Origin of the sequence: Pelagovum pacificum (assembly GCF_016134045.1) — a bacterium.
In the GTDB taxonomy this organism is placed as follows: Bacteria; Pseudomonadota; Alphaproteobacteria; order Rhodobacterales; family Rhodobacteraceae; genus Oceanicola; species Oceanicola pacificus_A.
This window is the reverse complement of the sequence record NZ_CP065915.1, coordinates 847203-867943: the sequence shown is the minus strand read 5'-3', so window position 1 is coordinate 867943 and position 20741 is coordinate 847203. Positions and strand designations below refer to the sequence as shown.

General features: G+C 66.4%; 19 protein-coding genes. 11 read left to right on the top strand and 8 right to left on the bottom strand.

The genetic code is table 11. The annotated features are described in order from the left end of the window. Window positions 1-187 precede the first annotated feature (187 nt). Both I8N54_RS04430 and I8N54_RS04425 read left to right on the top strand, forming a co-directional pair. Window positions 188-1291 (top strand): Gfo/Idh/MocA family protein, encoded by a 1104-nt coding sequence (locus I8N54_RS04430; RefSeq protein WP_140193723.1) that lies wholly within the window; start codon window positions 188-190, stop codon window positions 1289-1291. Next, a complete protein-coding gene (locus tag I8N54_RS04425) occupies window positions 1288-1941 on the top strand; it encodes a ThuA domain-containing protein (RefSeq protein WP_140193724.1) in 654 nt (217 codons plus the stop codon). The genes I8N54_RS04430 and I8N54_RS04425 overlap by 4 nt, the downstream gene beginning before the upstream one ends. 12 nt (window positions 1942-1953) lie before the next feature. Here the strand turns inward: I8N54_RS04425 and I8N54_RS04420 are convergent, their stop codons facing one another. Continuing rightward, on the bottom strand, window positions 1954-2391 hold the full coding sequence (locus I8N54_RS04420) for a MarR family winged helix-turn-helix transcriptional regulator (RefSeq protein WP_140193725.1): 438 nt from the start codon (window positions 2389-2391) through the stop codon (window positions 1954-1956). A 163-nt stretch (window positions 2392-2554) separates the two neighbouring features. Between I8N54_RS04420 and I8N54_RS04415 the strand changes: the two genes are divergently transcribed. After that, window positions 2555-3382 (top strand): IclR family transcriptional regulator, encoded by an 828-nt coding sequence (locus tag I8N54_RS04415; protein WP_140193726.1) that lies wholly within the window; start codon window positions 2555-2557, stop codon window positions 3380-3382. On the opposite strand, the gene I8N54_RS04410 is transcribed toward I8N54_RS04415, so the two are convergent. The 6 genes from I8N54_RS04410 to I8N54_RS04385 all read right to left on the bottom strand — a co-directional run bounded on the left by I8N54_RS04410 (window position 3379) and on the right by I8N54_RS04385 (window position 11739). Further along, complete coding sequence (locus I8N54_RS04410; RefSeq protein ID WP_140193727.1) at window positions 3379-5412, bottom strand: NADH:flavin oxidoreductase; 2034 nt, start codon at window positions 5410-5412, stop codon at window positions 3379-3381. The two genes, I8N54_RS04415 and I8N54_RS04410, sit on opposite strands and share 4 nt — an antisense overlap. A gap of 38 nt (window positions 5413-5450) precedes the next feature. Beyond that, window positions 5451-6773: an OpgC family protein gene (locus tag I8N54_RS04405; RefSeq protein ID WP_140193728.1), complete on the bottom strand. Its 1323-nt coding sequence runs from the start codon at window positions 6771-6773 to the stop codon at window positions 5451-5453. Then, window positions 6766-8583 carry a glucans biosynthesis glucosyltransferase MdoH gene (mdoH, locus tag I8N54_RS04400; RefSeq protein WP_140193729.1) on the bottom strand — a complete coding sequence of 606 codons (1818 nt, stop codon included), beginning with the start codon at window positions 8581-8583 and terminating at the stop codon, window positions 6766-6768. Before mdoH ends, I8N54_RS04405 begins: the two co-directional genes overlap by 8 nt. Continuing rightward, window positions 8580-8765: a hypothetical protein gene (locus I8N54_RS04395; RefSeq protein ID WP_140193730.1), complete on the bottom strand. Its 186-nt coding sequence runs from the start codon at window positions 8763-8765 to the stop codon at window positions 8580-8582. Before I8N54_RS04395 ends, mdoH begins: the two co-directional genes overlap by 4 nt. Continuing rightward, complete coding sequence (locus tag I8N54_RS04390) at window positions 8765-10444, bottom strand: glucan biosynthesis protein (protein WP_140193731.1); 1680 nt, start codon at window positions 10442-10444, stop codon at window positions 8765-8767. Before I8N54_RS04390 ends, I8N54_RS04395 begins: the two co-directional genes overlap by 1 nt. Window positions 10445-10707: 263 nt before the next feature. Beyond that, a complete protein-coding gene (locus I8N54_RS04385; RefSeq protein ID WP_140193732.1) occupies window positions 10708-11739 on the bottom strand; it encodes a substrate-binding domain-containing protein in 1032 nt (343 codons plus the stop codon). A gap of 135 nt (window positions 11740-11874) precedes the next feature. Here I8N54_RS04385 and I8N54_RS04380 point away from each other — a divergent pair, with 135 nt between their 5' ends. The 8 genes from I8N54_RS04380 (at window position 11875) to I8N54_RS04345 (ending at window position 20060) form a co-directional block, all read left to right on the top strand. After that, window positions 11875-12903, top strand: a complete 1029-nt coding sequence (locus tag I8N54_RS04380) for a Gfo/Idh/MocA family protein (protein WP_140193733.1) — start codon at window positions 11875-11877, stop codon at window positions 12901-12903. A gap of 14 nt (window positions 12904-12917) precedes the next feature. Further along, complete coding sequence (locus tag I8N54_RS04375) at window positions 12918-13850, top strand: sugar phosphate isomerase/epimerase family protein (RefSeq protein WP_140193734.1); 933 nt, start codon at window positions 12918-12920, stop codon at window positions 13848-13850. 132 nt (window positions 13851-13982) lie between these two features. Then, the gene (locus I8N54_RS04370) at window positions 13983-15002 is read left to right on the top strand and encodes a LacI family DNA-binding transcriptional regulator (protein WP_140193735.1); all 1020 of its coding nucleotides are present in this window, start codon (window positions 13983-13985) and stop codon (window positions 15000-15002) included. A gap of 111 nt (window positions 15003-15113) precedes the next feature. After that, window positions 15114-16340: an ABC transporter substrate-binding protein gene (locus I8N54_RS04365; protein WP_140193736.1), complete on the top strand. Its 1227-nt coding sequence runs from the start codon at window positions 15114-15116 to the stop codon at window positions 16338-16340. An 80-nt stretch (window positions 16341-16420) separates the two neighbouring features. Beyond that, window positions 16421-17314: a carbohydrate ABC transporter permease gene (locus I8N54_RS04360; RefSeq protein ID WP_231592650.1), complete on the top strand. Its 894-nt coding sequence runs from the start codon at window positions 16421-16423 to the stop codon at window positions 17312-17314. Further along, the gene (locus tag I8N54_RS04355; RefSeq protein ID WP_140193738.1) at window positions 17311-18138 is read left to right on the top strand and encodes a carbohydrate ABC transporter permease; all 828 of its coding nucleotides are present in this window, start codon (window positions 17311-17313) and stop codon (window positions 18136-18138) included. Before I8N54_RS04360 ends, I8N54_RS04355 begins: the two co-directional genes overlap by 4 nt. After that, complete coding sequence (locus I8N54_RS04350) at window positions 18135-19205, top strand: ABC transporter ATP-binding protein (protein WP_140193739.1); 1071 nt, start codon at window positions 18135-18137, stop codon at window positions 19203-19205. Before I8N54_RS04355 ends, I8N54_RS04350 begins: the two co-directional genes overlap by 4 nt. A gap of 3 nt (window positions 19206-19208) precedes the next feature. Continuing rightward, window positions 19209-20060, top strand: coding sequence for an NAD(P)-dependent oxidoreductase (locus I8N54_RS04345; protein WP_140193740.1), 852 nt, complete (start codon window positions 19209-19211; stop codon window positions 20058-20060). Here I8N54_RS04345 and I8N54_RS04340 read toward each other — a convergent pair. Continuing rightward, entirely contained in the window at window positions 20057-20533 is a 477-nt protein-coding gene (locus I8N54_RS04340; RefSeq protein WP_140193741.1) for a MarR family winged helix-turn-helix transcriptional regulator, read from the bottom strand. The genes I8N54_RS04345 and I8N54_RS04340 overlap by 4 nt on opposite strands. Window positions 20534-20741 lie beyond the last annotated feature (208 nt).

Below are 20741 nucleotides of genomic sequence, written 5' to 3'. Positions count from 1 at the left end.
GCGCTGCCCCGGACCCCGAAGGTATTTGGGGCCAGATGAGGAGAGCGGCGGGTGACGGATGTCCGGTTTCGGACACGCGCCGTAATCGTTTTCAGAAAACCATTGCCGATCTGCCCGGAGCCACTGGTCACTCGTGCAGGAACGTGCCAACCATCGGCGCGAACGGCAGCAACATGGGGGGAGGACCATGGACAAGGTCGGTATCGGGATCATCGGTCTCGGCAATATTTCGGCAGCCTATTTCAAGGCGGCGAAGAACTTTCCCATTCTCGACATCGTGGCGGTCGCGGACCTGAACCACGAGCTCGCGAAGGCGAAGGGCGCGGAATACGGCGTGCGCGCCGTCCCGCTGGAGGAGATCTACGAGGACCCCGAGGTCGAGATCATCCTGAACCTCACGATCCCGCGCGCCCACGTCGAGGTGGGGCTGGCGGCGATCGGCTCCGGCAGGCACGTCTATTCCGAAAAGCCGCTCGGCATCGACTTCACCGAGGCGAAACGGCTGATCGACGCGGCGAGCTACGCCAACCTGCGCGTCGGTTGCGCGCCGGACACGTTCCTCGGCGGCAGCCACCAGGCGGCGCGGGCGCTGGTCGACGACGGTGCCATCGGCGCGCCGGTCGGCGGCTCGGCCACGATGGTCAGCCCGGGCCACGAGCGCTGGCATCCCTCGCCCGCCTTCTACTACGACCACGGCGGCGGGCCGATGCTGGACATGGGCCCCTACTACATCACCGACCTCGTCAACCTGCTGGGGCCGGTGGCCCGCGTCTCGGGCTTCGCCAAGACGCCGCGGGCGACGCGGACGATCACCTCCGAGCCATTGAACGGCCAGGAGATCGAGGTGAAGGTACCGACCCACATCGCCGGCATGATGGAATTCAAAAATGGCGCGGTGGTGCAGATCACCATGACCTTCGACGTCGAAGGCACCCGCCACCCCAACATCGAGCTCTGGGGCACCGAGGGCGCGATGGTCGTCCCCGACCCGAACCGCTTCGACGGCGCGCCCGTCCTGCTGCCCGCACGAGGCGAATGGACGGAGCAGACCGTCACCCTGCCCTTCGCCGACGGCAACTACCGCTCGCTCGGCCTCGCCGACATGGCGCACGCGATCCGCGAGGGACGGCCGCACCGGGCGAACGGCGCCATGGCGCTGCACGTTCTCGAAGTGATGGAGGGTATCGGACGCGCGTCCGATGAGGGACGCGTGCTCGAGATGACGACCACCTGCGACCGGCCGGACCCGCTCTCGGCCAGCCGCATCGACACAGGAGGAGACACCACATGAGCAAGGCACTGGTTTTCTGGGGCGGCTGGGACGGCCACGACCCGAAAGAGGGCGGCGAGATCGTCGAGCAGATGCTGACCGAGGACGGCTACGACGTCACCCGCGCCGAGGGCACCGGCATCCTGACCGAGGCCGACCTGCCCTCGTTCGACCTGATCGTGCCGATCGTCACGATGTCTTCCATCAAGGACGAAGAGCTGAAGCCGCTGACCGAGGCGGTGAGGGCGGGCACCGGCCTTGCCGGCTATCACGGCGGCATGGGCGACAGCTTCCGGCAGGCGACCGAGTACCAGTTCATGGTCGGCGGCCAATGGGTCGCGCATCCCGGCGACGTGATCGACTACACCGTCAACGTCACCCGGCCCGATGATCCGGTGATGGAGGGGATCGAGGATTTCCCCTACCATTCGGAGCAATATTACCTGCACACCGATCCCTCGAACGAGGTTCTGGCCACCACGACCTTCACGGGCGAACATGCCCACTGGATCGACGGTGTCGTGATGCCGGTCGTCTGGAAGCGACGCTACGGCAAGGCGCGGGTCTTCTACTCCGCGCTCGGCCACAAGGCGCACGAGTTCGAGGTGCCGCAGATGAAGACGATCCTGCGGCGCGGCATGCACTGGGCGACGCGCCAGCCCGGCGAGTAACCTGGCGCCGGCTCAGGCCGGTTCCGGCAGGACCAGATTGCGAAGAGCGGCGGCAAGTGTGCGCCGCTCTTCCTCCGACAATCGCAGCAGCAACGTCTCCTCGAAGCGTGCGGCCTCGGCCGCGAGATCGTCGTGCACGATCTGCCCCTCGGGCGACAGCGACAGCCGCGCGTTGCGCCGGTCGGCGGGGATCACCTGCCGCACGATCAGCCCACGCCCCCGCAACAGACCGACGGCACGGGACAGCTTCGTCTTGTGCAGGCCACTCATCTCGCCGATCCGCGCGGCCGTCAGCTCTCCGTGGCTGCCGAGATGGGCCAGCACGCGCCATTCGGTCCGCGACAGGTCGTGACGCTCCCGCGTGATCCGCTCGAAGCCCGCCTCGATCGACTCGGTGGCGCGGGCGAGGATTTCCGGAAGGTGGTCCGGCAGCTCCGGTTGGCGGGTCATCGTGTCCTCGGCAGCGCGCTTGGTCTTTCCGGATATTTCCCGTCACGGACCAGCGGCGCAAGGTCGCAAAGCGCCTCCGACGTCACCGCCGCGCTTCCCCGAGTGCGCACTTGACCGTCCGCTCGCCTCACGCATAGCGTGTGGAGCAGGCGGGGGGAACTTCATGTCAGTTTCGGTAGGCTCGGACACGTCCGAACCGAAAGAAAAACGCGGAATCAATTCGATCCGCGTCGGTTTCAGGTTGATCCGCGCACTTCTTGACGCCGATCGCCCGATGACCCTGACCGAACTGTCCCGCGCGGCGGGGATGCCGACCGGACAGGCGCACCTCTACCTCGTCAGCTTCGCGGGAGAGGGCCTGCTGCTTCATGACAGCAGGACGGGGAGCTATTCGCTCGGCCCCACGGCACTGCGGCTCGGCCTCGGGGCGATGCGCCGGATGGACGTGCTCGACCTCAGCCAGGAGGTGATCGACGCGCTCTCGGCACGGACCGGGTACAATTGCTACGTCTCCGTCTGGTCCGGCCTGTCCCCCGTGCTGGTGCAGAAGTCGGAGAGCGCCGAGAGCATCTTTCCCGTAGCACTGAGGCTCGGCGGCGTGGTCCCTCTGCTCAGCACCGTGGCGGGGCTGGTCTATGTTTCCATGCTTGATGGGCCTGAGCTCGACGAGGCGATCGCGCGGGAGCGTGCAGGCGCGTCGGGGCGCGCCGCCGCCTTCGTGGAGCGGGTGGCGGAAGAGAAGATGGACGAGATCCGCCGACGCGTGCGCGAACAAGGCTGCGCGACGTCGGACCTGCTCGCCCGTCCCGCGTCGAGCGCCATCGCGGTGCCGGTTTTCGATTACCAGAAACGGGTCAGCTGCGTGATCGGTCTGGTCGGGCCGCCGGGGGTCATGGACCTGTCGCTCGACGGGAAGTCCGTCGCCGCCGTTCTCGAGGCAGCGTCGACCCTCGCCGACAGGATCGCCGGGTCGATCACGCCACCGCGCTAGAGGTCCTTCACCAGCCGCAGCGCATCGTAGATCGCCGCGTGGATGTTGCGCGAGGCGACGGCATCGCCGATCCGGAACAGCCGGAACCGGCCGTCGGGGTTCGTGGCGATCGTCTGCGGACGCCCGTCGATCAGGGCGGCCTGATCGACCTCGCCCCGGTTCACCGAATGCTCTTTCAGCTCGAGATACAGCTCATCCAGCGGCAGGATTCCGTGGTTCACCACGAGCTGGTCGACCAGACGCTCGCGCGTGACGTCGCCGTAGTCGCTGCCGATCGTGACGGCGAGACGGTTGCCCTCGCGCCGGGCCGCCAGCACGCGCCAGGTCACGGTGAAGGTCGTATCGAGCGTCTGCAACTTGCGCATCGCGGGGACGAGGCTCATGCCCATGACCTCGGCTGCGAAGGTCCGGTCGGGCGTCATCACCTCGACCGACGCGCCGCTCTGCGCGGCCTTTTCGGCAGCCTGCAGACCTGCCGCATCGCCGGCGTCGTCATAGACCAGCACCTCCTGCCCCGGCTTCACATCGCCCGAGATCAGGTCCCAGCTCGACACGGTGAGGTCCGCGCCGTCGAGCACGTCGGTGTTGGGCAGGCCGCCTGTCGCGACGATGACGACGTCGGCCGCCTCGTCGAGGATGTCGGAGGCATCGACGTAGCTGTTGTAGCGGATCGTCACGCCGAGCCGTTCGCACTCGGCCAGTCGCCAGTCGACGATCTGGATCAGCTCGCGCCGCCTCTCGGTCAGGGAGGCGAGGCGCACCTGCCCGCCGGCCTCGGCCGCGGCCTCGTGAACGGTGACGGCGTGACCGCGCTCTGCGGCAACGCGTGCAGCTTCGAGCCCGGCGGGGCCGGCGCCGATGATGGTCACCCGGAGGGGCGTCTCGGCGGGAACGATGTCATGCGGCATCGTCAGCTCGCGGCCGGTGGCAGCGTTATGGATGCAGAAGGCCGCGCCCCCTTGGTAAATCCGGTCGAGGCAATAGTTCGCGCCGACGCAGGGGCGGATTTGGTCCTCGCGCTTTTCCATCACCTTCCGCACGATCTGCGGATCGGTCATGTGGGCGCGGGTCATGCCGACCATGTCGAGCTTCCCTTCCGCAATGGCGTGCCGCGCGGTCGCGACATCCTGGATGCGGGCGGCGTGGAAGGTCGGCACACCGGTCGCCGCCCGGACCTCTCCGGCGAAGTCGAGGTGCGGCGCACTGCGCATCCCCTGAACCGGGATGACGTCAGTGAGCGCGGCGTCCGTGTCGATCCGGCCCCGGATGATGTTGAGAAAGTCGACCAGCCCGCTGTCGCGCAGGCGGCGGGCGATCTCCACCCCCTCCTCCCGACCGATACCGCCGGCGATGTCCTCGTCAGCAACCATGCGGATGCCGACGATGAAGTCCGGCCCTACCCGGTCACGGATCGCTTGCAGCACCTCGGTCGAGAACCGCATCCGGTTGTCGAGACTGCCGTTCCATGGCTCGTCCAGCTCGTTCAGGCGAGGAGACCAGAAAGCATCCATCAGGTGGCCGTAGGATTCGAGCTCGATCCCGTCGAGGCCGGCCGCCTGCATCCGCTCCGCCGCATCGGCGTAGTCGGCGATGATCCGGGCGATGTCCCAGTCCTCGATTAGCTTCGGGTAGGCGCGGTGCGCGGGCTCCCGCATACGGGTGGGCGCCACGGTCGGAAGCCAGTCGCCACCGTCCCACCGGGACCGCCGCCCTAGGTGCGTCAGCTGGATCATTACCGCGCAGTCGTGCGCATGGCAGGCGTCGGCGAGGTCGCGCATCCATGGCACCACCTCGTCCTTGTAGGCGAGCACGTTGTTGAAGGCCGGCGGGCTGTCGGCAGAGACGATGGCCGAACCCGCCGTCATGGTCAGCGCCACCCCGCCCTTCGCCCGCGCCTCGTGATAGTCGCGGTAGCGCTCTCGTGGCATGCCGTCTTCGGGATAGGCAGGTTCGTGAGAGGTGACCATGACCCGGTTCTTCAGGGTCAGGTGCTTGAGGCGGTACGGCTGAAGCAGCGGATCATCGGACATGACCCATGGTTAGGTCCGGCCCGAATCCGTCGATTGTCTCAAAACGTCTGTTTTGGTCGCAAACCGTTCAACGCCCGGACAAGCAGCGGCCAGCGCGGCGCAGCCGCTTCGACCGTGGCCGTGACTGGCGCGGGGCGCGGCGCGGCCGCCGGGGCCGGTTGCGGAGTCTGCTGCGGCATGGCGGAAGGCGCTGTCGCCGCCGTCGGGGCCGGGGCGGGCGTCGGCTTGGGCGGCTTCGGCCAGTAGGTGATCGAGGCCGCGAACGCGACGAGGATGATGAGCCCACCGCCGAGCAGCAGGCTGTCCATCACGATGTCCTCGCCCGTGATGCTCTTGATCGCCTGGATCGCATAATCGAGCACGGAGCCGAGCGCGAAGACCGCCAGAGACTGCTTGCCGAGCAGGGCGAAGGGAAACATCACCTTCCGCTCCGCGATCCAGCGGAACAGCGCGAAGCCGGACACGACGCCCAGCAGGGCGATCGCGTGGAACAGGCGCGGTGCGGCAAGGTAGTTCTTCGAGAACGAGGTGAAGACCCGGCTCAGCCCGGCTTCGTTGGCCAGCCAGAGCCCGTGGTTGCCCATCGTGCCGAGCGCCGGCCACTCGCGCCACGCCAGCGACAGCAGCAGGAATGCCAGTGCCACCCACCTGAGCCACTTCAGGTGCCGCCACGGGCCAAGGCCCGACCGCGTGCGGAAGCCGACGATCAGACCGACGACGAAGATCATCTGCCACGTCATCGGGTTCAGGAACCAACCACCGCCACCCGGATAGCTCGGCAGGCTCCACTGGTAGTGCCCCGCAACCCCCCAGAGCAGCGCCGACCCCGCCAGCAGCCAGACGGGCCAGCGCATGCCGACGAAGATCAGCACCGGCGCCACCAGCAGCAGCACGATGTAGAGCGGCAGGATGTTGATATAGCCAAGCTGGTGGGTCAGCAGCGGCACCCCGATGAGGAAGCCGAGCGGATCGCGGAAGAGCGTCGCGATGCCGTGCTTGTACATCAGATCCGGCGCCTGCAGGAACCGCGCGGCCCCCGCCGCGACGGCCAGCGCCGCCAGCGTTATGAGCATCTGAACGAGGTAGAGGGTCCACGCCCTCTTCCAGACCCGTCCGGCTGCCGACAACAGCGCCGCGCCCTTTGCGCGGAACGATGGCGAATAGGCGATCCCGGCCGAGATCCCCGACATCAGCACGAATGCCTCCGCGGCGTCCGAGAAGCCCCAGGACCGGATCGTGTAATTCTCGTAGAAATTGCCGGGCGCGTGCGTGACGAAGATCGTCACCAGCGCCATGCCACGGAAGACATCGAGCCTCGCATCGCGCTTGCGAAGGGCCGGGGCGACAGCGGGGTCAGCCATGCCTCACGCCAGCCGCGCCGCCGGCGAGCGCCGGGGTCTCCGCCACGCCGTTGGCGGTGGTCGACGGGCGCGGCATGGCAGCGGTCCAGTCGGACTGGATACGCTCCTGCGTTTCCATCACTGCCGGGGGACGCACTTCGGCGGGCGTCAGGAACAGGGCGCGCCGGGTCATCGGCCGCGACGTGCGTGCGACGATCACGGGGGCGAACAGCATCGGCGCCGCGATCGGCACGAGCCACGGCACGAGCGCCGGAGAAGCCGCGAAGGCGGCCACGAACAGGATCAGTCCGGCGAGCGTGATCCACCCGGCGGCGTTCCAGGCTTCGGACAGCGAGACGCTGCCGTCTCCTGCCCGGCCCGTCGGCCAGCCACTGTCGCGGCCCAGCAGGATCTGCAGGATCGAGCGTGTCTGGTACATGAGCAGCACCGGCGCGATCAGGCAGGCGATGCCGAGTTCCGCGAGCGAGGAGAGGAACGTGCGCCCTACGCCGCCGAACGTGCGGATGCGACCGCTGAAGACGGCCTCGACCAGCACCAGGATCTTGGGCAGCAGCAGAAGGCCGATAACCCCGACCGCCAGCTCCATCGCTTTGCTTTCCTGCAGCGCGGGCAGGACCGGCGCGGGCCAGTTCTCGACGGGGAAGTAATTCACCGTCTCGGGCATCGCGGCGGCGGCGAGGGTCGCGAACAGGTAGCCGAGCCAGAAGATCGAGGCGACGTAGGCGAGGATTCCCTGCAGGAAGACGAAGCGGCTCCAGGAGCGCAGCTTCGGGGCGCCGATCAGCCGGGCGTGCTGAAGGTTGCCCTGGCACCAGCGGCGGTCGCGCTTGGAATGTTCGAGGATGTTGGCCGGACTTTCCTCGTAGGAGCCCGAAATGTCCTCATCCAGTCGCACGATCCAGCCACCCCGCGCCAGCAGCGCGGCCTCGACATAGTCGTGGCTCAGGATGGGACCGCCGAACGGCGGCTTGCCCGGCAGGGCCGGCAGGCCACAGCATTCGGCGAAAGCCTTGATGCGGATCATCGCGTTGTGGCCCCAGAACGGGCCGGTCTCGCCCTGCATCCGTGCCGCGCCGCGCGCATAGACGGGTGAGTAGATCGCCGCGCCGAACTGCATGACCCGACCGAACAGCGTCGACGCGCCCACCACCACGGGCAGCGTCTGCAGCAGGCCGAGCCGGGGTTCGGCGACCATGCGGCGCAGCATCTCGACCATCGTGCCGGGCTCCATCAGGCTGTCGGCATCGAGGATCAGCGCATAATCCCACGCCGCGCCCGAGGTCTCGATGAACTCGCGCAGGTTACCGGCCTTGCGTCCGACATTCTCGGTCCGGCGGCGGTAGAAGATGCGACCCTCGGCCTCCCGGTCCTCGAGCAGCCGCGCGAACATCCGCTCCTCGCGGGTCGCCGTCAGCTCGTCGCTGGTGTCCGACAGGATGGCGAACTGGAAGCGATGGCCCTCGGGGTGCTGTTCGAGCGCGGCATCCATCGCCGCGATACGGGAAAATGTCGCGACCGGATCCTCGTTACAGACCGGCACCATCACGACGCATCGGGCGTCCTCATCAAGCTCGACCGGCACCGGCGTGACAATGGCCCGCCGCGGGAACAGTCCGATCAGGACGAGGGCGGCGCCCCACGACAGCCAGAAGGTCGCCCCGAAGATCGCGACGGCTGCAACCTGGGCGAAGGCCCCGTCGCCGGCGGACCCGTTGAATCGGTTCAACCAGACCGCGGCCACGGCCATGCCGAGGCTGAAAACCACCGCGAACGCGCGGGAAAGCCATGTGTCGTAGGGCGCCTTGATCATGCTGCGCGCGACCGGAACCTGAAGACGCGGCTCACCATCGACCAGATCGTGCCGACCTCGCGCGAGCGATAGACAGCCTGATCAGGCATGGCGAGCGGCGCATACGGCAGGTTGGCGGATCCGGGCGCACGCCGCACAAGGCGATCGCCGAGGGCTTGGGACTGATCCATGTCGTTACTCATCAGGCATTGATCCATTGGTAGAGCCAGATTTCCGTCAGTTTCCTCCCGTAGCCGGCGATATGGGCATTGAGCTCCACGATCGCCCCGTCTTCCGCTTCCACGTCAAACGCGGCGCGCCACTGCCCGGTCTCCTCCACCTTGTGCAGCGTCGCGGTCGTGATCTCGCCTCCTCCGGCGGATGCGACCAGCGTGATCACCGGAGGGATCGGCTCCCCGTCCGGGTCGTCTTCGGGCGCGGAGGGGAACGCGGCCTGCGGCGGCAGCCGCGACAGCATCCCGCCCGCGAAATCCACAACGAACTTGCGGGCGTTCTCGCTGCTCTCCACGCCGGAGAAACCGCCGGCGCCGGCCCGCGTCTCGAAGACATAGGCAAGCTCGCCGTTCGGTTCAGGTGACAGATCGCCCCAGTGCAGCCGGTAGGCGAATTCCGCCTCGTCGCCGGCCTCAAGCGGTTCTTCCGGCGTCCAGAAGGCAACGATGTTGTCGTTCGCCTCGAGCCGGGTCGGGATCTCGATGAGCCGGACGGTGCCCCTGCCCCAGTCCGCGAGCGGCTCGACCTTCAGGGAGGGGCGGCGCTCGTAGTTCGCCTCGCTGTCCTGGTAGTTCTCGAAGTCACGGTCCCGCTGGTACAGCCCGAACGATACCGGGTTTTCCTCGGCCAGGAACGCACCTGAGAGGTTGGGCGGATTGTTCAGCGGACGCCAGATGTGGTCGCCGTCCCGACGCTCGATCAGCAGGCCGTCGCTGTCGTGAACGGCGGGGCGATAATCGTCGAATTCCGAGCGATTCTTTTCGGAGTAGAGGAACATCGAGGTCAGGGGCGCGATGCCGAGCTGACCGATATCGCGGCGCGCGAACAGGCGCGCGGTGACATCCATCACGGTCGTCGCGCCGGGGGACAGCACCATGCGGTAGGCGCCGGTCAGGCTCTGGCTGTCGAGCGCGGCATAGACCACGACCGCGCCGGGAACCTCGTCGCGGCTCAGCCAGAACTCGGAGAAACGGGGGAATTCCTCTGCCCGCTCGGTCGCCGTGTCGATGGCGACGCCGCGAGCCGACAGGCCGTAGGCGTTGTCACGGCCGAGCGCGCGGAAGTAGCTGGCGCCGAGGAACGATACCAGCTCGTCGAAGCGGTCGGGCCGGTTGAGGCGGGTGTTGAGGCGGAAGCCGGCGATGCCGGGCAACGCGTGCTCCGGTCCGACTTCGTCTTCCAGCGGGCCGCGATATTCGAAATCGTCCGTGGTGAAGATCACTTCGGTCGACATGCCGTCCGACACTTCGAACAGGCGCACCGGCTCCTGGAAGAGCCAGCCCATGTGAAAGGCGTGAACCTGGAATGCGTTCGACGGTTCCTCCGACCAGCGGGCGTGGTCGGAGCGGAAACTGATCATCCGGTAGGCGTCGTAGCTGTCGGCAGCGGGGCGAAGATCGACCGGCGCGGGTGCCTCGTAAGCGGCCTCGGCACGGGTGCGCATCATGTCCGACAGGATGTCGTAAGAGAAAGGTTCTCCCGACGGCTCCCCTTCGCCCTCGACGGTCTCCTCCTGCGCCGGATCGTCCTGTGCACGCGCTGCCCCGGCGGGCAGACCGATACCGAACAGGGCAAGCAGCGCGAGGGTGTCGCGGCGGGAATAGTCGTAGGTCGAGGCTATGCGGCCCGCGGACGGGTCGTTCTTCATGGTATGTCTTCCGCCGTGCGTCAGGGTCATCGAGCTGACAACTGCAATTGTTTCGTATCGGTTGCATCTGACGAGGCAGGTTCCGAACGAGTCGGACTATTTGGCGGATTCTTGCACAAATGCTAGGCACGATAGCGGCGCGATGCCGCCGAAGGCGTCGTTAATTTCGCGACTGCAGCAAAAATAGGCAGCGCGCGTCACGGGGTCGTCACGGACCGGCGAGTAGACTCGGATTTCGGCCCCTACGTCACCCGATGATTCGGCTAAGCGACTGGAATCAGGGGGCGAACCGAGTCGCCCTCGATGTAGTCCATCTCCCACACAAGCGGGGACGGAGGATCGCTTTCAGGCGGGTCGACAAGGGCCAGAACACGCCTGCCGACGGCCTGACCGAGTGCCTGCAGCGAAAGTGCGTGACAGGCGAGCGATGGCCTCAGGTAACGCAACTGCGGGTTTTGCCGGAAACCGATGATCGACATATCGTGACCGGGCCTCAGCCCCCCCTGCTGCAGCCCGTCGTAGAGGCCGCTCGCCATCAGTTCGTGAGCGAGGATCACCGCCGTTGGCGGTATGTCGAGTGACATGAGCCGGTTGGCGAGCGCCATGCCACCGTTCTCCGACGAACTGACCCGCTGGACCAGGTCGGGGTCGGGATCGAGACCGAGATCGGCGACCGCAGAACGGTATCCCTGCAGAAACAGGTGGGCGAGGTTCACCGACCGGCGCGGCATCGCGATCGCGATACGGTTGTGTCCCATCGCGGCAAGCCGGCGGACGGACTGGCCAGCCACGCCCTCGAAGTCGAGGTCGATCCAGGGATAGTCGCCCTTGGTCTCGCTTCGCCCGAGGGCCAGGAACGGCGTGCCGGTCTTCAGCAGCAGTTCGATGCGGGGATCGTGGCGTCGTGTGGCCGAGATGACGAGCGCATCGGCAACGCCGCGCGCGATCTGACGCTGCAGGAACTCGATCGGGTCGTCCGCGCTTCGGCAGGGTAGCAGGACGAGGTCGAATCCCGACTTCGCCAGAACCTCCTGCACCGAATCGAGAAGCCCCATGAAGAAGTTGTCGCCGCCAAGCGCGCTCGGATTGCCGATCTCCATCACGAATCCGATCGTGTTGGTCGATCCGCGGCGCAGGGCACGGCCCATCTGGTTGGGCCGATAGCCCATTTCCAGGGCCATCTTGAGCACGCGTTCCCGCGTCTCTTTCTTGACGTCGGGCTTGTTGTTCAAGGCCCGCGAGACGGTCCCGATGGAGATGTCGAGCCTCTCGGCCAGCTGTCTGATCCCTGCCATCGGCGCCGCTCCGTAAACGTTTCCAAAATCTGTTTGACACATTCCGACTCGTCTCACTAGGGTCGGAAACGTTTACGGCCCACGACGGTCGGCGACAGGTGACCGGCAACGGCACCAAGGGAGGAGTTTCAGAACATGCGTGCAGTCATGGTCGGCTGCGGCGCCATGTCGAACGGTTGGCTCAAGGCCATCCGCGAGACACCGGCGCTGAACGAACGGGTAGATATGGTGGGCTTCGTCGATCTCGACGAGACCGCCGCGAAGCGACAGGCGTCCGAATACGGATACACGTCCGCCGTGACGGGATCCGACCTCGAGGCGGTGATCGCCGAGGCGAAGCCCGACGCGGTGTTCGACCTCGTCATTCCCGGCGCGCGCCGCAAGGTCGCCGCGCAGGCGCTCAACGCCGGCTGTCACGTGCTGTCGGAAAAGCCGATGGCCAACACCCTGCCCGAGGCGAAGGAGCTTCTGCAGATCGCGCAGGACGCGGGGAAGATGCATGTCATCATCCAGAACCGCAGGCACCTGCCCGGTATCAGACGGCTGAAGGACGTCATCGAAAGTGGCGCCATCGGCGAGCTGACGGCGCTCCACGCCGATTTCTACATCGGCGCGCATTTCGGCGGCTTCCGCGAAGAGATGGACCATGTCCTGCTGCTCGACATGGCGATCCACACGTTCGACGCCGCGCGCTTCCTGATGCCCTCCGAACCGGTCGGCGTCTACTGCCAGGAAACCAACCCGGAAGGGTCGTGGTACAAGCACGGTGCCGCCGCCAACGCCCTGTTCGACAACGCCGACGGCTCGGTCTTCACCTACCGTGGCTCGTGGGTCGCCGAGGGCGCGAACACCAGCTGGGAAAGCTCCTGGCGGGCGATCGGCACCAAGGGCACCGCGCTCTGGGACGGTTCGACCGACGGCCTGAGCGCCAACGTCACCACCAGCGCGACGGACTTCATGCCCGCAGTCGAACCCGTCGCCCTGCCCGACCCGAAAACGCTACCGGCCGAAGCGCATGCCGGCGTCATTCTCGACTTCGTCGAAGCCGTGGAGACAGGCCGCACCGCGCTGACCGCCAACACCGACAACATCAAGAGCCTCGCCATGGTTTTCGCCGCGATCGACAGCGCGGAGACCGGGGCGCGGGTGAAACTCGACATCTGAAGGATACCGGACACGTGAACGACGCCGCAAAAGACATCCGCATCGGAACCATGATCTCGGCCAGCGGGGGCGAAGCCGCCGACCGGATCAAACAGATCGGCCACCTCGGCTTCGAGAGCTTCGAGCCCTTCTTCTGGCAGACCACCAACGGCCAGGACCTCGCCGAGCTCGGCAAGCGCTGCAAGGACGCCATCGGCGACCGCGACATCGAGATCAACACGCTTGGCATGTTCGGCAACCCGCTCGAGGGTACGGACATCGACAAGGAGACGCTGCAGGGCTGGAAGGACTGCATCGACAACGCCCACCACTTCGGCGCGACCTGCGTCGCCGGCTTCACCGGCCGCCTGCGGGGCAAGCCCCTGCCCGAGAGCCTGCCGCGCTACAAGGAAGTCTGGAGCGAGCTCGCCAAGCGCGCCGCTGACAAGGGCGTGAAAATCGCCTTCGAGAACTGCGCGATGGACGGCAACTGGCAGACCGGCGACTGGAACATCGCCCACAATCCCGACGCGTGGGAGATGATGTTCAACGAGACGCCCGACGACAACATCGGGCTCGAGTGGGAACCCTGCCACCAGATGGTCTACCTCATCGACCCGCTGCCGCAGATCCGCAAGTGGGCCGACAAGATCTTCCACGTCCACGGCAAGGACGCGACGATCCGCTGGGAAGTGATCCGCGAGCACGGGATCTTCGGCAAGGAGGACTTCGTCTGGATGCGCACGCCGGGCTTCGGCGACAGCAACTGGGTCGACGTCATCAGCGAGCTGCGACTCGCCGGATACAAGGGCTCGATCGACATCGAAGGCTGGCACGATCCGGTCTACCGCGATGCGCTCGAGATGACCGGGCAGGTGCGCGCGCTCAACTACCTGAAGGAGTGCCGGGGCGGCGATTTCGTCGACATCACGGCGCAATACGAAGGCGGGGATCCGTCCCTGACCTGACCCGGAAGGGCCGGCAGGGAAATTTTCCGAGAGCGAGGGAAGGCAACGCTTGACGAGAGTTGGGAAAACCTTTTTCCATCAAAGGAAAACGGTTTCCGATTCATCAGAGCGGACCTTTGGGAGGAGGACGTCATGACTGTTGCAGCCGAGCGCACGCGTCTTTCCGACGTCGCCCAGAGGGCGGGCGTCAGCCTCGCGACGGCCTCCAAGGCTTTGAACGGGACGGGACGGATGACGACCGAAACACGGCAGCGCGTGCAGCATGCCGCGTCCGAGCTCGGCTTCCGCCCCAACACCCATGCCCGCGCGCTGATCGCACAGCGCAGTTTCACGGTCGGGCTGCTCACAAACGACAGCTACGGGCGCTTCTCGATGCCGGTCATGTCCGGTGTTTCGGAGGCGCTCGTCAGCAAGGGCGTCTCGGTCTTCATGTGCGGTGTGGAGAACGACCCGGAGCTCGGCCGCATCCATCTCGACGCGATGCTCGACAAGCAGGTCGACGGGATCATCGCCACCGGCAAGCGCGGCGACCGGCAACTGCCTGCGGAACTGGCCGAGCTTCCGATCCCCGTCGTCTACGCCTTCTCCAAGGGGCCGGACGACGCGGTGACCCTGATGCCTGACGATGCGCAGGGCGCACGCGAGGCGACCGAGTGGCTCCGCCGGAGCGGCCGGCGTCGGCTGGCGCACGTGACCGGTCCGGAGGGCTTCGCCGCCGCCGAGGTGCGCGCCGCTGCCTTCCGCGAGATCGCCGGCCCCGACGCGCCGGTGCTGTTCGGCGACTGGAGCGAGGCGTGGGGCCACGAGGCCGCGGCGCGGCTCTGGGACGGCGGCAACGGGCCCGACGGTATTTTCTGCGGCAACGACCAGATCGCCCGCGGCATCATCGACGCGCTGCGTGAACGGGGCGTCGACGTGCCCGGCGCGGTCGGCGTGATCGGTTTCGACAACTGGGGCGTGGTGGTGAGGGCGACGCGCCCGCCGATGACCTCGGTCGACATGAATCTGGCAGAGCTGGGACGACAGGCCGGACGCCTGATCCTCGCCCTGTCGAGCGGCGAGGACGTGGCACCGGGCATCCGCCACCTGCCCTGTTCGCTCGTCGTGCGGGAGTCCTGCGGAGGCGCAGGGCCGGACAGAATGACGGCATGATCCGGCCGGGCCGCGGCAACGTGGCCGAACGGATCGCCATTAATCGCCGGAGGGGCAAAGAGGACCCCGAAGGTGCGTACCGCGGCAATCGCCGCATTTGGGAGGAAAGACATGACAAACAAGACCCTGACGTCCACGGTCGCGCTCGCCCTCGGGCTGGCCGGCACGGCGGCGTTTGCCCAGGACCCGGTCACGCTGACCGTCTGGTCGATCGACGGCGATGACCGTCCCGGCATCTCGGACACGTTCTCGGCCGAGTTCAACGAGCAGCACGACGACATCCAGATCGACTACCGGATCGTCGCGTTCGACGAACTAGTGAACGAGACGCTGCGCGCCTACGCCACCGGCAACGCGCCCGACATCGTCAGCTTCGACAACCCCGACTTCGCGCTGTTCAGTTCGCGCGGGGCGATGCTCGACATCACCGAGATGGTCGAGAACTCCGACATCATCAACGCCGAGAACTACTACGAAGGGCCGATGAACTCGGTCATGTGGGACGGCAAGATCTACGGCATCCCGAAATACACCGACACCATCGGCGTGTTCTACAACAAGGACATGTTCGAGGCCGCCGGCATCGAGGAACCGCCGCAGACCTGGGCGCAGTTCGAAGACTACGCCGAGCGGCTGACCGACCCGGAGAACAACGTCTACGGCGCCACCTTCTCGGCCCGCGCCGGTGAAGAAGGCACGTTCCAGTTCCTGCCGCTGATCCAGATGTCGGGCGGGTCCTACGAGGACGTGGTCACCGACGGCGCCGTCGAAGCGCTCGAGATGATGAAGCGGATGATCGACAACGGCTGGGCATCGCAGGACGTCCTGTCGCTCGGCCAGTGGGACTCCACCGGTACGTTCAACTCCGGCAACGCCGCGATGGCGATCTCGGGCCCGTGGGAAATCGACCGCATGGTCGAGGACGCCGAGTTCGACTGGGGCGTGACCCTGCTTCCGGTCTTCGAGGAAGGTGACGAGCGTTCGTCGGCCCTCGGTGGCTTCAACCTCGGCATCATGTCGACGACCGAGCACCCCGAAGAGGCGTTCCAGGTCCTGGAGTACTACGCCAGCCAGGACGACCGGATGTTCCCCGAGTTCGGCAACATCCCGGCCCGCTCCGACATCGAGCTGCCGGAGAGCGGCATCGCGCTGAAGGACGAGGCGCTCGCCGTGTTCCAGGAGCAGCTGCAGTACGCGCAGCCGCGTGGTCCGCACCCTGACTGGCAGCAGATCTCGAAAGCGATCTACGACGGCATGCAGTCCGCGCTGACCGGCCAGATGGAGCCCCGCGCCGCTCTCGAGCAGGCCCAGGCCTCGATCGACAACATCGTCGAGTAAATCGACCAACCGTCCGGCCCCCTGCGCGACAGGGGGTCGGACCCTCCCCTCGTGCCCGAAGGAGATACCTGTTGCGACGTATGCTTGGCAGCCTGCGTGACGGCGTCGGATTCGACATGCTGCTGATCGGGGCCTCGATGCTCTTCCTGATCGCGCTTGCCGGCCTGCCCCTGATCTACAACGTAATGATGAGTTTTCAGGAAGTGGACATGTTCACCCTGGGCTCGCTGTTCCGGCCGTTCGTGGGCCTCGAGAACTACCGAGAGGTGCTGGCAGAGCCGATCTTCTGGCCGGTGATGATCAACACGCTGGTCTTCGTCGTCGGTTCGATGGCGGGGCAGTTCGTGCTCGGCTTCTCGCTCGCCATCTTCTTCGCGCAGAAATTCCCCTACTCCGGGACCATCCGGGGGCTGTTCCTGGTCTCGTGGGTGATGCCCGGCCTCGTCGTCGGCGCGATCTGGGGCTGGATCCTCGCCGGTGACTTCGGGGTGCTCAACGTCATCCTGCGCGGCATCGGCGTCATCGACACCAACCTGTTCTGGAAATCCGACCCGGCGCTGTCGCTGTGGGCGGTCATCATCGCCAACATCTGGCTCGGCCTCGCCTTCAACATGCTTCTGCTGTCTGTCGGCCTCGCCGCGATCCCCGGCGACCTCTACGAGGCAGCCGAACTCGACGGCGCGAATGCCTTCCAGCGGTTCTGGACGATCACCCTGCCGATGATGCGCCCGACGATCGGCGCGGTCCTCGCGCTCGGCCTGATCGGGACGTTGCAGCAGTTCGACCTGTTCCCGGCCCTGACAGAGGGCGGCCCTGCGAACTCGTCCAACGTGGCGCAGTACCTGTCCTGGCAATACTCGTTCCAGCTTTATGACTTCGCCAAGGGCGCGACCGTCTCCGTGATGATGTTCGTCCTCGTCCTCTTCGCCTCGATCGTCTACGTGCGCTCGACCCGGCACGAGGTGCGCGGATGACCAGTCCTTCACTCAAATGGCTCATGCTGGTGGCGGCACTGGCGCTGGCGGCGATCTACCTGTTCCCGCTCTACTGGATGTACGTCACCTCGCTGAAATCCAGCTCGGAGATCTTCGCCAACCCGCCGACCTTCATCCCGCGCAACACGGACCTGTCGATCTTCCCGGAGGTCTGGCAGCGGCGGACGATGTCCACGTACCTGTGGAACTCGCTGGTCATCGCCTTCGGGGTCACCACCCTGACGGTGATCTTCGGGACCGGCGCGGCCTACGTGCTGTCGCGCTACCGGAACGTCTGGATCGACCTCGGGTTGTTCTTCATCCTGATGCTCCAGGTTCTGCCGGCCTCGGTCATGGTGACGCCGCTCTACGTCGGCTTCAACGTGGTCGGGCTGCTGGACTACCCGCGCCTTGCGGTGATCCTGGCCGCAGCGGCGAAGGCCATGCCCTTCTTCGTGGTGCTGGTGCGGGCGACCTTCATGACGGTCCCGCGTGAGCTGGAGGAAGCCGCCCTGATGGACGGCAACTCCCGCTGGGGCGCGTTCTTCTTCGTAGTGCTGCCGCTGGCCCGCAACGGGACGCTCGTCTGCGCGATCCTGACCTTCATGCAGGCCTTCGGGGAATACATCTATTCCAAGTCCATCATTCAGACCCCTGCCCTGCAGCCCGCGAGTGTCGGCCTGTCCGGCTTCCTCGGTCCGAACTCGACCGACTGGAACTCCATCATGGCTTACGCGGCGATCTACGTGACGCCGATCCTCGCCACCTTCGTCATCCTTCAACGCCGCATCGTCGCCGGCCTCACTTCGGGGGCGCTCAAATGACCGCACAGATCGAACTCAACAAGGTGGAGAAACACTACGGCGCCTTCCACGCGCTGAAGTCCATCGACCTCACCATTCCCAAGGGCCAGTTCGTGGCGCTCGTCGGGCCTTCGGGCTGCGGCAAGTCCACGCTGCTGCGCACGATCGCGGGGCTCGAGGGCATCTCCGACGGGCACATCGCCATCGCCGGCAAGGACGTCAGTCACATGCCGCCGCGCAAGCGGGACCTCGCGATGGTGTTCCAGTCCTACGCGCTCTACCCGCACATGACGGTGGCCGAGAACCTCGCGTACTCGCTGCGGATCAAGGGCGTGAACAAGAAGGAGCGACGCAAGAAGGCCGAGGAGATCGCCCGGATCACCGGCCTCGAAGAACTGCTCGACCGGCTGCCCCGGCAGCTGTCGGGCGGTCAGCGCCAGCGGGTCGCGATGGGCCGCGCGGTCATCCGCGAGCCCGAAGCCTTCCTCTTCGACGAGCCGCTGTCGAACCTCGACGCAGCGCTGCGGGTGAACATGCGGGCCGAAGTGCGCAAACTGCACGACCGGCTCGGCGCGACCTCGGTCTACGTCACCCACGACCAGGTCGAGGCCATGACAATGGCCGACCACGTCGTCGTCCTCCGTGGCGGCGTGATCGAACAGCAGGGCGCGCCGCTCGAGCTGTATGACCGCCCGGTGAACCGCTTCGTGGCGGGCTTCATCGGCTCGCCCGCGATGAACTTCATCGAGGGCACGATCGAGGCCGACGGCAAGTCGGTGAAGCTGGCCCTGCCGGGCGATCCGATCATCGCCTTCGAAGGGACCCGCCCGGCGGGCGAGAAGGTCGAAGTGGGCATGCGCCCCGAGCATCTGCTTCCCGGTGGCAGCGGCAGCAGCCTGACCATCCCCGTCTCGCTGGTCGAGCGGACCGGCGCGCTGTCCTACGTCGTCAGCGACACCGATCCGCCGGTCACCGTCTCGTCCACCGACCGGATGGAGGGGATCGAGCGCCAACAGCTCACGGTTGCCATCGAACCCAAACGCGTGCACCTGTTCGCCCGGGAGAGTGGCGAGGCACTGCTGAGGTAAGAGATGCGGATCACCTTCATCGGCGCCGGTCTCATGGGGACCGGCATGGCGCTGAACCTCGCGCGTGAGCACGAGGTGGAGGTGATCCTGCACCGCAACCGGGAGCCGGAGAGCCGGCTCCGCGACGGCGGCGTCTCGATCGCGGCCGAGGCACGGACCTCCGCCGCGACCGCCGACGCCGTCTTTCTCTGTCTTCCGAACGCCGATGTTGTGCGGGCCGTGGTCGACGATCTCTCCCCTGCCCTGCGGCCCGGCACGCTGGTGGTGGACACAACGACCTCCCTGCCCAAGGCGACGCGGGACATCGCGGCCACCCTTGCGGACCGCGACGTCGCCTTCATCGACGCCCCGGTGACCGGCATTCCGGTCAATGCCGAGAACGGCGATCTTGTCTCGATGGTCGGGGCAACGGGGGAGGCCTTCTCAAAGGTCAAGCCATTGCTCGGGCTCACATCGAAGGCCGTGCATCACTTCGGTCCGCCCGGTGCGGGCCACGCTGCGAAGCTTATCAACAACTTCATCACGCAGGGACAGGCGGCGCTCACGATCGAGGCGATGCGCCGCTGCGAGGCGGTCGGCATCGACCGCGACCAGATGGTCGAGGTGATCTCGAACAGCGGATCCCGGTCCGGCACGTTCATGATGATCATGCCGAGCGTCGTCGCGGGAAGCTACGACGGGCTGCAGTTCAGCCTCGCCAACGCGATCAAGGACGTCCGCTACGTCGAATCGATGTTTGAAAGCTCAGGCGCGCCGAGCGACCTGTCATCCGAACTGGTGCGCTTCTTCACCGCGCAGCTCGATGGCTACGCGCCGGAGACGCATATCCCGGCGCTTCTGAAGCCGAAACCTTAAGTGTGCGTGCGCATGTCCCGGGCGTCGAGCACGGGGGCCGCGTCCAGATCGGCCGCGTCGAGCATCGCCGCGACGCGTTCCAGCGTGGCGACGAGCTGCGCCTGCTCCCAGTCTTCCAGCGACTCGAACTTGCGGACATAGCGCTGTTGCAGCGCGTCCGGTGCGTCCGACAGAACCGCACGGCCCGCAGGCGTCGCGGTAATGTTGATCTGCCGGCGGTCGGTGCTCGACCGTTCGCGCTCGACCATCCCGTGCCGCACCAGCTTGTCGACGAGCGACGTGACGGTTGCCTGGCTCACGTGCATCTGCGCGGCGATGGTGGTTGCGGTGCAACTGCCCTTCTCCGCGACGATCTGGAGAACCCTGAACTGCACGGCCGTAAGCCCCGCCGATGTGGCGAGGTCGCGTCCGAACTGCTCCGTCGCGCGCAGGATGCGCCGCAGAGCGATCAGCGATTGGTCAGTCCTGTCCATACGTCTCCGCCGTTTGGGGTCGCGTGTGAAACTGGCAGGTTTGCCATCCGCTCTCAATGCTATGTCAGATGCCATTGTCATTAGCCTCACCTAAGAGCACCCCATCAGGAATTGAAGATCCATAGACCATATTTACATGGGCTTAACAACCTCGGGGAAGAAAATTACTTAGACCCTTGAAGTATCACCCTGCTCGGACTACTTAGTC